The sequence below is a fragment of the Pedobacter chitinilyticus genome, assembly GCF_003313385.1.
GTDB classification, from domain to species: Bacteria; Bacteroidota; Bacteroidia; order Sphingobacteriales; family Sphingobacteriaceae; genus Pedobacter; species Pedobacter chitinilyticus.
Map to the genome: position 1 here is coordinate 253909 of NZ_QMHN01000007.1, position 14611 is coordinate 268519.

The 14611-nt window shown below is 38.9% G+C and carries 14 protein-coding genes; 9 read left to right on the forward strand and 5 right to left on the reverse strand.

The genetic code is table 11. From position 1 onward, the window contains the following. Positions 1-74: 74 nt before the first annotated feature. The 3 genes from DUT70_RS19365 to DUT70_RS19375 all read left to right on the forward strand — a co-directional run bounded on the left by DUT70_RS19365 (position 75) and on the right by DUT70_RS19375 (position 2348). The gene (locus DUT70_RS19365) at positions 75-662 is read left to right on the forward strand and encodes an RNA polymerase sigma factor (RefSeq protein ID WP_113649087.1); all 588 of its coding nucleotides are present in this window, start codon (positions 75-77) and stop codon (positions 660-662) included. A 170-nt stretch (positions 663-832) separates the two neighbouring features. Next, complete coding sequence (locus DUT70_RS19370) at positions 833-1018, forward strand: hypothetical protein (RefSeq protein WP_128353404.1); 186 nt, start codon at positions 833-835, stop codon at positions 1016-1018. Between the two features lie 115 nt (positions 1019-1133). Continuing rightward, complete coding sequence (locus tag DUT70_RS19375) at positions 1134-2348, forward strand: MFS transporter (RefSeq protein WP_317047828.1); 1215 nt, start codon at positions 1134-1136, stop codon at positions 2346-2348. 119 nt (positions 2349-2467) lie between these two features. Here DUT70_RS19375 and DUT70_RS19380 read toward each other — a convergent pair whose 3' ends face one another. Next, on the reverse strand, positions 2468-2959 hold the full coding sequence (locus DUT70_RS19380) for a methionine-R-sulfoxide reductase (RefSeq protein WP_113649015.1): 492 nt from the start codon (positions 2957-2959) through the stop codon (positions 2468-2470). Positions 2960-3111: 152 nt separating this feature from the next. Further along, a complete protein-coding gene (sucD, locus tag DUT70_RS19385) occupies positions 3112-3984 on the reverse strand; it encodes a succinate--CoA ligase subunit alpha (protein WP_113649016.1) in 873 nt (290 codons plus the stop codon). 154 nt (positions 3985-4138) lie between these two features. Here sucD and DUT70_RS19390 point away from each other — a divergent pair, with 154 nt between their 5' ends. Both DUT70_RS19390 and DUT70_RS19395 read left to right on the forward strand, forming a co-directional pair. Then, entirely contained in the window at positions 4139-4837 is a 699-nt protein-coding gene (locus DUT70_RS19390) for an SMUG2 DNA glycosylase family protein (RefSeq protein WP_113649017.1), read from the forward strand. A gap of 144 nt (positions 4838-4981) precedes the next feature. Continuing rightward, positions 4982-5683, forward strand: a complete 702-nt coding sequence (locus DUT70_RS19395) for a 4'-phosphopantetheinyl transferase family protein (RefSeq protein WP_113649018.1) — start codon at positions 4982-4984, stop codon at positions 5681-5683. Positions 5684-5731: 48 nt separating this feature from the next. Here the strand turns inward: DUT70_RS19395 and dctA are convergent, their stop codons facing one another. Next, positions 5732-7015, reverse strand: coding sequence for a C4-dicarboxylate transporter DctA (dctA, locus tag DUT70_RS19400; protein WP_113649019.1), 1284 nt, complete (start codon positions 7013-7015; stop codon positions 5732-5734). A gap of 138 nt (positions 7016-7153) precedes the next feature. Between dctA and DUT70_RS19405 the strand changes: the two genes are divergently transcribed. Beyond that, positions 7154-7576 (forward strand): hypothetical protein, encoded by a 423-nt coding sequence (locus DUT70_RS19405; RefSeq protein WP_113649020.1) that lies wholly within the window; start codon positions 7154-7156, stop codon positions 7574-7576. Between the two features lie 8 nt (positions 7577-7584). On the opposite strand, the gene DUT70_RS19410 is transcribed toward DUT70_RS19405, so the two are convergent. Beyond that, positions 7585-9369 (reverse strand): ABC transporter ATP-binding protein, encoded by a 1785-nt coding sequence (locus DUT70_RS19410; RefSeq protein WP_113649021.1) that lies wholly within the window; start codon positions 9367-9369, stop codon positions 7585-7587. Between the two features lie 47 nt (positions 9370-9416). Next, positions 9417-10166, reverse strand: a complete 750-nt coding sequence (gene truA / locus DUT70_RS19415) for a tRNA pseudouridine(38-40) synthase TruA (protein ID WP_113649022.1) — start codon at positions 10164-10166, stop codon at positions 9417-9419. Positions 10167-10339: 173 nt separating this feature from the next. On the opposite strand from truA, the gene DUT70_RS19420 reads away from it, so the two are divergent. The 3 genes from DUT70_RS19420 to DUT70_RS19430 all read left to right on the forward strand — a co-directional run bounded on the left by DUT70_RS19420 (position 10340) and on the right by DUT70_RS19430 (position 14551). Beyond that, positions 10340-10786, forward strand: a complete 447-nt coding sequence (locus tag DUT70_RS19420; protein WP_113649023.1) for a DUF4293 domain-containing protein — start codon at positions 10340-10342, stop codon at positions 10784-10786. A gap of 73 nt (positions 10787-10859) precedes the next feature. Further along, entirely contained in the window at positions 10860-12149 is a 1290-nt protein-coding gene (locus DUT70_RS19425) for a T9SS type A sorting domain-containing protein (protein ID WP_113649024.1), read from the forward strand. Positions 12150-12637: 488 nt separating this feature from the next. Beyond that, positions 12638-14551 (forward strand): DEAD/DEAH box helicase, encoded by a 1914-nt coding sequence (locus DUT70_RS19430; protein WP_205529846.1) that lies wholly within the window; start codon positions 12638-12640, stop codon positions 14549-14551. Positions 14552-14611 lie beyond the last annotated feature (60 nt).

Genomic DNA, 14611 nt, shown 5'->3' on the forward strand with positions numbered 1-14611 from the left:
AGGAGAAAAGCTATAGATTAAAACTTTTACGTGTTTATTATTTAATAAAGATGGGTTTAATCAAACACACTCCTATGAGGTTACAGCAGACTAGTGATCAGGATTTGGTGAAGTTATATATCAGCGGTGACGAAGCCGTGATCGAGGAACTTTTACGTAGGCACAAATCCAAAATTTTCACTTCTATTTACTTATTAGTAAAAGATCAATATTTAGCGGAAGACATTTTTCAAGACGCTTTCATCAAGGTCATCAACACGCTTAGGTCTGGACGTTATAACGAAGAAGGCAAATTTTTACCTTGGGTAATGCGTATTGCACACAATTTGGTGATCGACTATTTTAGAAAGGAGAAACGTACACCAACCATTACCAGTTCAGATGGTACCGATGTACTTAATCTTATTCAAATTCATGAAGAAAGTGCTGAAGAACGCATCCTTAGAGAACAAACACATACCGACTTACGCAAAATGATCCATCATTTGCCAGATGAGCAAAAAGAAGTGCTGATAATGCGCCACTATGCAGATTTGAGCTTTAAAGAAATTGCTGAACTTACGGATGTGAGCATTAACACAGCATTGGGGCGTATGCGTTATGCGCTTAGTAACTTGCGCAAAATGATGAATATTAAAGAAGTAAGTATCAGCAGAAGCTAAGTAACAACAATGTTGCAAATGGATTTATATTAGGCAGACACGCCTATTGCCATTTTTACAAAGGTTTAGCTTTATTTTAATAAGCACTTCTAAACTATTTTGATTTTAATACCATAAACATAAAATAAAGGCTATTAGTCGGCGTTTAATTTCTAAACAAAAAGATATAAATGCGTATGACAAAAACCTTTACTCCAACATCACTAAAAGACCTATCAACCCTCAGCACTTTGGAACAGGAAAATAATCCCGACCAAAAACTGTATGAAGCCATTAAACCTAAACTAGATGAGCTATACAGAGAACCATCAGAGGAAACGATAGCAAAGATTTTAAAATACGCTAAAAAGCGTTAGTGCAAAGGCCAGCAAATGCTGGCCTTTTTTATGGATCCCATTATTAACCCTTAGCTGACAAAATCCTATCATAAAAACGGCTACCTTTGCTTAGTGTAAACAAAACACTAAGCAGATGTTATTGAACAAAAAACTCATTCCCCTCACTTTTGGCGGTTTAGGAATAGGCATTACAGAATTTGTAATGATGGGACTATTGCCTGATATTGCCAAAGACCTATCCATCACCATTCCAGAAGCAGGCCACCTAATTTCGGCTTATGCTCTAGGCGTAGTGATTGGAGCGCCTTTATTGGCCATTATTGCTGGTAAATATCCACCAAAATATATCTTAATTGCTTTGATGGGATTATTTACGGTGTTTAATGCACTATCTGCCTTTGCACCTAGTTATACCTCACTATTTATCGCCAGACTATTTTCGGGCTTACCACACGGTGCTTTTTTTGGTGTGGGTTCTGTAGTGGCCAGCCGTATTGCTCCAAAAGGAAAAGAAGCACAGGCAGTTTCCTTAATGTTTGCAGGTCTTACGATAGCCAACTTATTCGGGGTCCCATTGGGTACTTATATTGGACATAATTTTTCGTGGCGATATTCTTTTGCCATTGTAGCGATAGTAGGTATCATCACCTTATTTAGTCTTAAATATTGGTTACCATATTTACCAGCGGTTAAAAATCGTGACATTAAGAGTGAGCTTAGCTTTTTTGCTAAACGTGAGGCATGGATCATTATCCTGATGATTTCTATTGGTACTGGCGGACTATTCTGCTGGATCAGCTACATTGCACCGTTGATGACTGATGTTGCTGGCTTTGCAGAAAGTAGTGTAACCTATATTTTAATGCTGGCTGGCTTGGGCATGTTACTGGGTAATTTTGCTGGTGGTTATTTGGCCGACAAATTTTCTCCTGCCAAGGCATGTGCAGCGCTACTACTTGCCATGTGCACTATTTTGGTGATCGTATTCTTCGTTTCATCCAGTCCAACATTAGCATTAATTACTACCTTTTTAACTGGCGCTATTGCGTTTGCTTGTGCGGCGCCTATCCAAATGCTGATGATTAAAACAGCTACAGGTTCCGAGATGATTGCTGCTTCGGTCAGTCAAGCGAGCTTTAACATAGGTAATGCTTTAGGCGCACTATTTGGTGGCTTTCCTCTGGTTTATGGTCTAAGCTACAACTACCCTTCTTTAGTGGGTGCAGGCATGGCACTAAGTGGGTCTTTTTTTGCTTATTGGTTGATCAGAAGGTTTTCAAAAATGAAAGTTCAAGAAGAAGTGACTAATGAAGTTGAGGTAGAAGAAGCGGTAACGGAAGTAGTTTAGTTTTTATTACCTTAGACATTTTAGAACTTTTAAGTTCTTTGAATAAAAAAGCGGAGCAAACTTTAAGTGTCTACTCCGCTTTCTTTTTCAATATGGCCAGCATTTCTGAATACTTTAGACTATTGCTCTTTTTTATCAGGCACAAAAGTCATGGAGACAGAATTTACACAATGACGGGTATTTTTAGAAGTTAAAAATTCACCAACAAACACATGGCCAAGGTGTGCATCGCAATTTGCACAAACTATTTCTGTTCTGCTTCCATCGGCATCAGGAATACGTTTTACCGCTCCTTTAATTTCATCATCAAACGCTGGCCAGCCGCAATGTGCATCAAACTTCGAATCTGATTTGTATAAAGGTGCGTTACATCTTTTACAGATATAAGTTCCCTTCTCAAAAAACTGATCGTATTTGCCCGTTCCTGGATATTCAGTGCCTTTATTTACAATTACTCTCTCTTCTTCGGGTGTTAACTTATTCCATTCCATTTTCTTTGTAGTTTTTGATGGGGTTTCTTTCTTTTCTTCCTTTTGCTGGGCGCAAGCCGAAAAACCTGTACTCAGTGCAAGTAAGCCAATGAGTGTGATACGGTTAAAAATTGATTTCATGGCGGTTTACATTTGTGATGGGCCTATGCCTTTAAACAAAAATAAGCATTAATCGTTTGTTGATTTTCATGCTGAAGTAAGTTTTGTACTTCTTGTAAAAAGAAAAAGCGCCCCAAAATTTGGGACGCTTTTAAAAATAATATTTGTCGAGACTATTTTTTCAATAATGCAGCCATTGCAGCACCAATTTCCGCAGGGCTCTCTACTACAGTGATACCACACTCACGCATGATTTTCATTTTTGCAGCAGCAGTATCATCAGCACCACCAACAATAGCACCAGCGTGACCCATTCTACGTCCCGCAGGAGCAGTTTGACCAGCGATGAAACCTACTACTGGTTTAGTACCGTTTTCTTTGATCCAACGAGCAGCTTCTGCTTCCATGCCACCACCAATTTCACCAATCATGATGATACCTTCAGTTTCTGGATCGTTCATCAACAATTCAACTGCTTCTTTTGTAGGCGTACCAATAATTGGGTCACCACCGATACCGATAGCAGTAGTAATACCTAAACCAGCTTTAACTACTTGGTCAACTGCTTCGTAAGTTAAAGTACCAGATTTAGAAACTACACCAACTGTACCTTTTTTGAAAATAAAACCTGGCATGATACCAATTTTAGCTTCATCAGCAGTGATTACGCCTGGGCAGTTAGGACCGATTAAACGGCTATCTTTATCCGAAAGGTAAGATTTTACCGCAATCATGTCTTTAGTTGGGATACCTTCAGTAATACAAACGATCACTTTAATTCCAGCCTCAGCTGCTTCCATAATAGCATCAGCTGCAAATGCAGGAGGTACGAAAATAATAGATACATCAGCGCCAGCCTTATCAACCGCGTCTTTAACTGTGTTAAAAACAGGTCTGCCTAAATGTTCCTGACCGCCCTTGCCAGGGGTTACCCCACCAACAACATTTGTACCGTAAGCTATCATTTGTTCAGCATGGTAAGTACCTTCATTTCCAGTAAAACCCTGAACAATTACTTTAGAATCTTTATTTACTAAAACACTCATTGTATCTATTTTTTTGTGCAAACTTAAGGTAAATGCTACGGAATGTCAACTCTAAAAGTATATTATTTCTTATCTACTTATTTCTTTACAAATCATACAGGTATGATATTGATATCTGACTAAAAACGATTTATTTTTAAGCACTATTTCATACATGGAAAAAACTTTCGCAGACCACGTCATTGATTTCAATTGCCACTTGCATTATGAGGGTAAACTACCCGATGGTTTCCAAGTGATGAACCCTTATATGGATAACCTTGAAACCATGGTGGTGATGCAGCAATTTTACCACAAATATTATAATGACTTCGCTCAAAGGAAATTCATCGTGGGTATTAATCCCAGCCGTCATGGCGCTGGGGTAACGGGTGTTCCATTTACGGACACCAAGCGATTGGAAAGTGTTTGTGGCATCAAAATGCAATCGGCGCATACACACGAAATTTCTTCTGTATTTATATATGATATGATTGAAGCATATGGTGGGGCTGCTTCTTTTTATCGAGATTTCTATATCAATTCTCCTTTTCCTTTGGCTATTATTCGCAGGGCGAAAGATGGCAAGTGGCTAAATGCCAATTATTATGACGACCCCGAGTTGTTTGAAATGGTGAAAGATTTCATGATTTCTTCTTTAAGGAAACACATCAGTTTGGGCCTAGACACCTCTGAAGTTTTTGTTTTGGGCAAGAAAAATACTGATTTCATCCAGAAAATCAATCGAAAGGAAAAATTATTCGAAAAACTAACCATATTGGAACATCCTCGATTTATTCAGCAATACAAATCCAGGGAAAAACAGCTTTATATCGAAAAATACTTACGAGCATTAAAAAATATAGCCGATTAATGCGTGTTTCTAACCAACAATACCTCATTAAGGAATAAAAGGACAACTTTCCATAAAAATCTAACAATAAATTCTCGTAAAAGAGAATTTTAACGATATTTACTTATCAGTTCTCGAGCTAAGACTAACTATAAAACATTAAAAATGATAGATACGCTGTTGAGCTACGATTATGCCTGGAAACCTTATTCCACTGGACAATCGCTAGATACAGACAAAACCCATATTTTCAGGATTGACATCAACAATCATTTCCAGAAAATCAAAAAAGGATTAGCAGATGTACTATCTGAACGCGAACAGGAAAAGGCGAGTAGGATGTTTATCCAAAAAGACAAAGAGCGTTATGTGGTTAGTAAATTCTGTTTACGTAGTATCTTATCGCTGTGCCTAAATACCAGTCCGCAAGAAATTGATTTTATTTTTCACGAATTTAGAAAGCCAACCGTTAAGGGAATAGAGTTTAATATTAGCCATACCGGTGATTATGTACTGATTGCGATTAGTCCAAGGGCTGTAGGCATTGATATCGAGATCATCAATGAAGAATTCGATTTCAAATCCATCTTAGACATTACCTTTTCTAAAAATGAAATTGCTTTTATTGGAGAAAAACGGGTAGATCCTAAGAACTTTTACGTGATGTGGACCCGAAAGGAAGCCTTGTTAAAAGCGAGTGGCGAAGGGGTAAGCGACAACCTCCATTTGATAGAGTGCCTGAATGAACAGCTGCGTTGGGATGAGGAAATTTTTAAAATGCGAACTTTCACCATTGGCGAAAATTATGTGGCCAGCATTGCTACGGCTTTAGATCAAAAGGAATTGATATTATGGAATTGGGTTTAACTCATCGATTAGATCAACTTGTTAAACCCATTTCTGCTATTTAAGCAACTATTCTTTCATGATATTCTCTTCCTCGGCCATTTCAATAGCTGATGGACTGGTTGCTCTCAGGTATTTTGCCTCATCAAATTCATTTTCACTTTTAGCAATCACAATAGAAGCAATACCGTTTCCAATCATGTTGGTAATGGCCCTGGCCTCGCTCATGAACCTATCTACGCCAAGTAAAATGGCGATATGTTCTACTGGCATGATCTTTAAAGCTGTAAGTGTACTTGCTAACACAATAAAGCCACTTCCCGTAACTCCTGCAGCACCTTTACTGGTCACCATCAGTACCATCATAATAGAAACCTGCTCACCAATGGTTAAATCAATACCAAATACTTGCGTGAGAAAAATAACGGCCATGGCCAGATAAATAGAAGTGCCATCAAGGTTAAAGGAATAGCCTGTTGGAATCACCAAACCCACTACCGATTTATTACAACCGATATCTTCCATTTTTTTCATCATACTTGGCAATACCGATTCAGAGGAAGAAGTTCCTAAAACGATTAAAATCTCCTGACGGATGAACTTCAAGTATTTCCATAAACTGAATTTATAGTAACGGCAAATGGCGTTAAGCACTACAAAAATGAACAGGAAACAAGTTAAATATACTGCTCCCATCAGTTTGGCCATCGGCAATAAGGTGTGTAAACCAAATTTACCCACGCTATAGGCCATTCCGCCAAAAGCGCCTAGAGGTGCCAAACGCATGATCACTTTCATCATGTTAAATAACACCTTGGCTATTTTATCAAAAGTGATTAATAACGATTGTCCCGTTTGCCCCATTTTACTTAATCCGTAGCCAAATAAGATGGCGAACACGAGTATTTGTAAAATTTCACCTTTTGAAAAGGCCTCGAAAATATTTTTAGGAAAGATATGTGCAATAAATTCTAGCCAGTTAATAGATCCTGCCTGTTTAGCATAAGCATCCATTTTGGCTACATCACCTGCGGGTACTTCTACCCCTACTCCTGGCTTCAATACGTTGGCTACCACCAAACCAATGACGATAGCAATGGTAGTGACAATTTCAAAGTAAAGTAGTGCTTTACCTCCAACAATCCCCACTTTTTTCATATCGCCCATGTGGGCAATACCGAGCACAATGGTGAAAAAGATGATCGGAGCGATCAGCATACTGATCATGTTAATAAAACTCTTACTGATGAGTTCGGCATGCGGAGCAAAACCTGGATAGATTACGCCCACTAAAATACCTAACGATATAGCCACAAGGACCTGAAAAGTTAGGTTGGAAACAATTTTCTTCATGTTTAGTATCGGTTTGAAGCTGGAAAGATAATAACATATTTCGAATATGTATCAATACTCCTTTATCCATTTGATACGCTCCATTACCCGAATTAAAAACTTTAGTTTTGTATATTTGCTGTAAATACACAAAAGGCGATGCGTAAACTAAAGTTTGTTTTAATCGGTTTGCTTACAATTGTAGCAATAGGTTATTCCTGTAAAAAGGAACCCGTGGACAGCAAGCTTTTTGTAGAACGCTACCTCACAGGCAAATGGCCATTAAGGGCGGAAATCAAAAGCACCATTACAAACAATATTTCAAGCCCAAGAGATACCACCACCTTTACGCCTATAGATACTACAACCTTTACAAGCGACCTTAAGTTTATTAGAAGAGCAGCAGCCGTTGATTTCACTGTTGATGCGACTGGCGAAAACATCAAATTCTCTTCCACCCCAGACAGCACTTGGCATATCGAATACTTGAGAACAGGTTATTTCAAACTGGTTTATACCCGAAAAGAAACGGTTGGCAACAATGTGATCTCACACGTTATTGAAAGAGATTTCAGAAAATAAAATGTTTGTTAGCCTTTAGCGATACCTACTGACGAAAACTGCAAATCGTACAAACGTTTATAATAACCATCCAATTTCAGCAATTGTTGGTGTGTCCCCTTTTCCTTAATCTCTCCCTTATCCAAAACAATAATTAAATCTGCTTTTTGGATGGTCGACAAACGATGGGCAATGACGATAGAAGTTCTATCCTGCATTAATTTATCAATCGCATTTTGAATCAGCATTTCGGTTTCGGTATCTACCGATGAAGTTGCCTCATCCAATACCAAAATGGCAGGCTTGTAAACCAAGGCCCTGATAAAAGAAATCAACTGTGCCTGTCCCGCAGAGAGCGTTGCTCCTCTTTCCATCACATTGTAATGATAGCCACCTGGCAAACGTTCAATAAAATCATGCGCACCTACTTTTTTGGCCGCTTCCACTACTTCCTCGTATTCAATATCAGGATTATTTAAAGTAATGTTGTTAAAAATAGTGTCCGAAAAGAGAAAGACATCCTGTAAAACCGTCGCAATATTTCTGCGCAAATAAGATAGATTGTAATCCTGGATATTGTGTTGATCAATAGTGATGCTTCCTTTTTGGATTTCGTAAAAACGATTCAAGATGTTGATGGTGGAAGATTTCCCCGCCCCAGTAGCGCCTACCAAAGCAATGGTTTGTCCAGATTTCACCTCAAAAGAAATATCCTTCAATACATATTTTGGATCTTCTTCTCCATCTTGATCGTAGCTGAACCAAACATTTTTGAAAGCAATATTGCCATCTAGTTTTTTTGGAGCCAAATTTCCAGAATTTACTGTGATTTCCTGAGTATCCAATACTTTAAAAACACGTTCAGCCCCTACCATGCCCATTTGCAAGGTATTAAATTTATCTGCCAGCTCCCTAATTGGCCTAAACAACATGTTGATGAACATGATAAAGGTGGTAATGATTCCTGGATCCAGATCAGGTTTTGCCAATACCGTCTTAGCACCATACCAAATTAAAAGTCCTAAGGACATTGCCGATATCAGTTCTACTACGGGGAAGAAAATAGAATAGTACCAGTTGGAACGAATATTGGCATCGCGGTAGCGCGAGTTGATCTTTTCGAACTTTTTATATTCTTGATCCTCTCTGGCGAAATATTGGATAATGGCGATACCGCTGATATGCTCTTGTAAAAAGGTGTTGAGGTTGGATACTTCTGCCCGAACTTCTTGGAAAGCGACTTTTATCGCCTTTTGGAAAATCCTAGTAGCAATGATCAAAAATGGCATTGGAATTAATACGGCCAAAGTAAGTTTCCAATCCATCCAAAACATGATGGTCATCAGCACAATTACTTGCAGCATATCTCCAATCATGGCAATTAATCCTTCGGAGAAGATATCGGCAATGGTCTCCAAATCAGAAACGGTACGGGTAATTAACTGACCAATGGGTGTTTTATCAAAAAACTTCAGTCTTAACTTACTGATATGATTAAATACATTGATCCGTAAATCTCTAATGGCAGATTGCCCGAGTTTATTGGTAAGCAGTGTGTGTGCATATTGGAAAATAGTTTGTAGCACCAACAATACCAACATCAAAATGGTCACGTTTAGCAAACCATAATAATCGCCTTTAAGAATGTGCTTGTCTAAAGTATAACCTACCAAAAGTGGCCTAGCTGGAGCAATGGCAGCCAATAAGATTGTAAGTGCTACCGACCAGATAAAAATAGCCCGATAAGGCCTTACATAGGCCATTACCCTTTTTAATAAGCTAAAGTTAAATGCGTCTCCAGTTACTTTTGACATGTTTAATTAGTTAATTTGATCATTAGCGCATTGGCTAATCATCGCATTTATATATATGGATATTCTACCGCCACCAAATAAAGTCCGCAAGCGGGTACAGATTGGCCTGCATTACCTCGGTTTTTACTTTCCACAATTTTTGAAACTTCCTGTACCTCAATATCTCCTCGACCTACCATTACCAAAGTTCCCATAATTGCTCTCACCATGTTGCGCAAAAACCTATCGGCTTTGATGGTAAAAATAATTCCGTTTGGTTGTAATTCAAACATTGCATGGCTAATTTTACAGTTATTGGTAAATGTTTGCGTGTTCGATTTACTGAAACAAGAAAAATCGGTGTATTGCAGTAGCAATTGTGCGGCCTGGTTCATTTTCTCTACATCCAATTCCCCTTTGTACAACCACGATCGATCTAACTTAAACGGATCTTTTTGGAAATGAAGATGGTATTTGTATTCTCTAGCGGTAGCATCAAAGCGGGCATGAGCATCTGTAGCCACTTCAAAAATACGATGTACGGCAATGCTATAAGGTAGTAGCGCGTTTAATCCTGTAGTTGCATTGGCGATTTGCTTATGCGTTACATTTACCAAATCGATATGGGCATAAAACTGCGTAGCATGAACACCAGTATCAGTACGTCCGCATCCCAAAGAGACGATTTCCTGTCTGAAATAGGTGCTTAATGCCTTATCCAAACATTCCTGAACGGTGATTCCGTTAGGCTGCATTTGCCAGCCATGAAAGTCGGTGCCGTTATAGCTAAGCTCAACGAAATAACGTTTTGTTTCCAATGTTGCAAAGATAGGTTAATTGTTCAAATTGTTTAATTGCTGAATTGTTAGAAAGCCCAATAGATGGCAAAACGTTTTCAGTGAGTAGTTAACCAATTCAAACAGCGAACCCGCTCCACAACAATAAAACAATACAACAATTTAACAATACTTTTATTTAATTTTGCTCTATTATGATTCAGAGAATTCAATCTATTTGGCTTTTGCTTGCCGCGATTACTATTTTGTGTTTATTGTTTATTCCTATTATTGGCGTGGGTTCAAATACTGGATACTACACGTTGTACGGCACAGGGCTTAAAGCCACTGGAGCTGATGGTTCGCCTACCAATATCCCGCTATTGATTAGCACTTTATTTGCAGGATTGATTAGCTTAGTAAACATTTTCAACTTCAGAAACAGGAAATTACAGATCCGCATTGCGCTATTGAACATTGTATTGATTTTGGCCTTATCGGCTTGGTTTTTCCAAATTATTAACGGGATAAATGGCAAAACTCAAATTGACCTTGAACCAGGGATCTATCTTTCGTTGTTAGCGATTATTTTTACACTATTAGCCATCAGAGGCATCAAAAAGGACGAAAAACTGATTCGCTCGGCAGATAGGTTGCGCTAAGCCCATTATATTTTTTTCATATAATAGCTTTTTATTAACTTTATAAGTAATCGTTCACCTCAAAACCCTTTATATGAAAAAACTTTTACTTTCTCTATTATTTATTATTGGAATTACTGTGGCTGGATATGCACAGATATTTTCGCAGAATTTCAGTTCCTCCTCTAATATTGTAGACTATATAACCTCAACCGCTGAGGCTAACAAATTTACAGCAATTGGAAGTGGAACAAACAATATCGCGAGTATAACTAGCGGAACCTTACGCTTTACGAAAACAGGTTCGGGAACAGCCCATTTCAGTCGAAACGCGTCCTTTATTGGTCCGCCTACAGCATTAAAAATTAGCTTCACACTAAATGTGTCAAACATAGCTGCTACAAATACTACTCAAGCTCAACTATATGCAGGAACTGGATTTGCAAACAGCTCAGGAGCTCCAACTTTAGCCTCAACTACTCACAGCAGATTAGTAATTGGCTTTGATGCAGCGCAAGGCTTCAATATCTCTGGCCCTAATGCCCCTACTGGTTCCACTCCATATTACAATACTACAAAAGTAATTACATGGGTAATAAATAATACAGGAAGTATATTAAATTATTCAGCACCAGATGGAAGTGCAAAAACGTTGGCCAACGACACATGGGACTTATATGTTGATGATATCGGAATCCCTACTGCCACACCTGTTTTAGCTGCAAGAGGTGCTCAATCTGCAAATTTAGCTCTTGAACAATTCTTTTTTAGATATGACACAGGATCGGAAAATGCGACCATAACATTTGATGATTTTTTGATTAACGACCAAACAACAATTTTACCAGTTTCCCTAACTTCTTTCAACGCAAAAGCCAACTTGCAAAATATTGAATTAGCTTGGGCAACTGCATCTGAAAGCAACAATTCTCATTTTGAGGTCTTACGTTCTGGAGATGGCAAAATCTTTTCAAAGATTGGCGAGGTAAAAGGTGCTGGCACTAGCAGTACTGCAAAAAGCTATGCCTTTACGGATAAAGATGCATTACCTGGAGTAAGTTATTACCAACTTAAACAGGTTGATGCAGACGGAAAAAGTTCTGAATCGGAGGTTGTCGCAGTAAAATCAAATGTAGCAGCAAGCAATTTTAGGGTATTTGCCAACAGACAAGAAGGTACAGTTAAGCTCACTATTTTTGCTGCTAATGAAGGCAAGGGCTCTATTAAAATCTACGACTTAAATGGCCGTAAATTAACTGAACAGCAATTGAACTTAAATAAGGGCTACACCAATGTTTCGGTACCTTTTAATGGTGCTAATGGTTTGCACGTGGCATCATTAACCACCGCAAGCGAAACTGTTACTCAGAAATTTATTCAATAAAACACTTTAGACTTACGAAGTTTAACTTTGCCATTTATTATTTTTAAAGGTAAAGTTGAGGGCGTCGCCGTTTAAAAACTTCTTAAGTCTTCAATTAAAAGCCAGTCGTTAAAATGAATTGGCTTTTTTGTTTGCAGGCAATCCCAAATTTCGCACCTCGCTAACAACATTGACAACCTTGGCATAGACCAAGGTTTGATAGCCCCGATTGAAGCGTAAATACTTTTTGTGGTGGATACGGATCAAACCGCGTACCTAAGGGGTTTAAGAGCAACAACAATCACAAAAAGATTGAAGCGAAAAACGGGACTTTCTGCTGTGGATTGCACTACAAATGCGCTCCAAAACTCATAAAAGGGCATTAATACTAGATGAATTGTATTTAACCTTCTTATTTACAATTTATTAAGAAAAAAACTAATTCATGTTAACACTATAAATTACCAATTATTAAGCGTACCTTTGCGCCTTAATTTAAAAATGTTATAATGATAAACCCATTTAGTAAATTGGGGATAAGTGATGACGTTGTTAATGCCGTTAAAGAGCTAGGATTTGAAAATCCTACGCCTATTCAGGAGCAAGCCATTCCTGTACTGTTAGAGGGTAGTAACGACTTTGTTGGTTTGGCCCAAACAGGAACAGGAAAAACAGCCGCATTTGGTTTGCCGTTGTTAGAATTAATCGACTTTAAGAGCAATAAGCCACAGGCACTTATTTTGTGCCCTACTCGTGAGCTTTGTTTGCAGATTGCAAACGACATCAGAAATTTCTCAAAGAACACGCCTGGTGCTAGTGTTGTTGCCGTTTACGGTGGCGCTAACATCATGCAGCAACTCCGCGAAATTAGAAACGGAGTTCAAATTGTTGTGGCCACGCCCGGCCGTATGTTAGATATTATTGGCCGTAAAGCCATTGATTTTTCTAATGTGAAGTATGTAGTATTAGATGAGGCGGATGAAATGTTGAACATGGGCTTCCAAGAAGACATCAACGACATCCTTTCTACTACACCAGATGAAAAGAAAACTTGGTTATTTTCTGCTACAATGCCACCAGAGGTGCGCCGTATAGCTAAAAATTACATGGACAACCCTACGGAGTTAACCATGGGCACCAAGAATACAGGTAACGTAAATATTGAGCACGAATATTATATTGTTAAAGCTCGTGATAAATATGCTGCCTTAAAACGTATTGTAGATTACAATCCAGACATTTTTGGTGTGGTTTTCTGCAAAACTAAAATGGATACGCAAGATGTTGCCGAGCATTTAATTAAAGATGGTTACAATGCGGATGCTTTACACGGAGATTTATCTCAACAACAACGTGATAAGGTAATGCAACGTTTCCGCGATCGTAACATGCAGTTATTAATTGCTACTGATGTTGCTGCTCGTGGTATCGACGTAAACAATGTAACGCACGTAATTAATTACGCTTTGCCTGATGAGATTGAAAGTTACACTCACCGTTCTGGCCGTACTGGTCGTGCGGGTAAAACTGGTGTTTCTATTTGTATCATCAACGCTAAGGAAACTGGCAAAATCCGCCAGATTGAAAGAATTATCGGAAAACAGTTTACCAAAGCAGAATTACCTACAGGTTTTGATGTTTGTGAGAAACAATTGTTCGGATTAATTCACCGCGTGCATAACGTAGAGGTTAACGAAGAGCAAATCGACAAATACATGTCGAGGATTAACGACGAATTTGCTGATTTGAGCAAAGAGGAAGTGATCAAGAAATTTGCTTCATTAGAGTTTAATCGTTTCTTAGAATATTATCAAAACGCACCAGACCTTAATTTAAGTGCTGATGACCGCGAACGTGGTGAGCGTGGCGATAGAAGAGAGCGTGGTGAACGTGGAGAACGTGGCGGCAGAGGTGCTGAAGCGGGTTACTCTCGTTTGTTTATCAACGTTGGTTCGGTAGACGAGTTCACCAGAGGTGACTTATTGAGCTTTGTTTGCAACAACGGTCGCATTAGCGGTAAAGCTGTTGGCAAAATTGACTTGAAAGGTGTTTTCTCTTTTGTTGAAGTAGAAAGCGCAGCAGCTGAAACACTTTTAGCTAACTTTAAAGATGTACAATACAACGGCAGAGAAGTTAGAATTGAAGTAAGTGGCGAACCTGCTCGTGGTAGTCGTGGCGAAGGAAGACGTGGTGGAGACCGTGGCGGTTTTGGTGGAGACAGAAGACGTGAAGGTGGTGGTGGCTACAGAGGTGGTGACAGAAGAAGTGGCGGCGGAAGTGGAAGAAGAGATCGTGATGGTGGAAATAGCGGTGGTGGATTTAGAGATTTCTCTGGTCGTAGCCGTGAAGAAAGAAGTGGCGGAAGCGGAAGACGTGAAGGCGGAAATGGCGGTGGCGGAAGCGACAGAAGACGTAGGTCGTAGTTTTCAGTTCATAGTTCACAGTTATAAATGAGAAAGTCCCGTTAAATTACGGGACTTTCT

What these genes read in the sequence shown, in the direction of transcription:
- DUT70_RS19365 (WP_113649087.1), top strand. Translation starts at nt 75, where the DNA reads ATGAGGTTACAGCAGACTAGTGATCAGGATTTGGTGAAGTTATATATC.
- DUT70_RS19370 (WP_128353404.1), top strand. Translation starts at nt 833, where the DNA reads ATGCGTATGACAAAAACCTTTACTCCAACATCACTAAAAGACCTATCA.
- DUT70_RS19375 (WP_317047828.1), top strand. Translation starts at nt 1,134, where the DNA reads ATGTTATTGAACAAAAAACTCATTCCCCTCACTTTTGGCGGTTTAGGA.
- DUT70_RS19380 (WP_113649015.1), bottom strand. Translation starts at nt 2,959, where the DNA reads ATGAAATCAATTTTTAACCGTATCACACTCATTGGCTTACTTGCACTG.
- sucD (WP_113649016.1), bottom strand. Translation starts at nt 3,984, where the DNA reads ATGAGTGTTTTAGTAAATAAAGATTCTAAAGTAATTGTTCAGGGTTTT.
- DUT70_RS19390 (WP_113649017.1), top strand. Translation starts at nt 4,139, where the DNA reads ATGGAAAAAACTTTCGCAGACCACGTCATTGATTTCAATTGCCACTTG.
- DUT70_RS19395 (WP_113649018.1), top strand. Translation starts at nt 4,982, where the DNA reads ATGATAGATACGCTGTTGAGCTACGATTATGCCTGGAAACCTTATTCC.
- dctA (WP_113649019.1), bottom strand. Translation starts at nt 7,015, where the DNA reads ATGAAGAAAATTGTTTCCAACCTAACTTTTCAGGTCCTTGTGGCTATA.
- DUT70_RS19405 (WP_113649020.1), top strand. Translation starts at nt 7,154, where the DNA reads ATGCGTAAACTAAAGTTTGTTTTAATCGGTTTGCTTACAATTGTAGCA.
- DUT70_RS19410 (WP_113649021.1), bottom strand. Translation starts at nt 9,369, where the DNA reads ATGTCAAAAGTAACTGGAGACGCATTTAACTTTAGCTTATTAAAAAGG.
- DUT70_RS19420 (WP_113649023.1), top strand. Translation starts at nt 10,340, where the DNA reads ATGATTCAGAGAATTCAATCTATTTGGCTTTTGCTTGCCGCGATTACT.
- DUT70_RS19425 (WP_113649024.1), top strand. Translation starts at nt 10,860, where the DNA reads ATGAAAAAACTTTTACTTTCTCTATTATTTATTATTGGAATTACTGTG.
- DUT70_RS19430 (WP_205529846.1), top strand. Translation starts at nt 12,638, where the DNA reads ATGATAAACCCATTTAGTAAATTGGGGATAAGTGATGACGTTGTTAAT.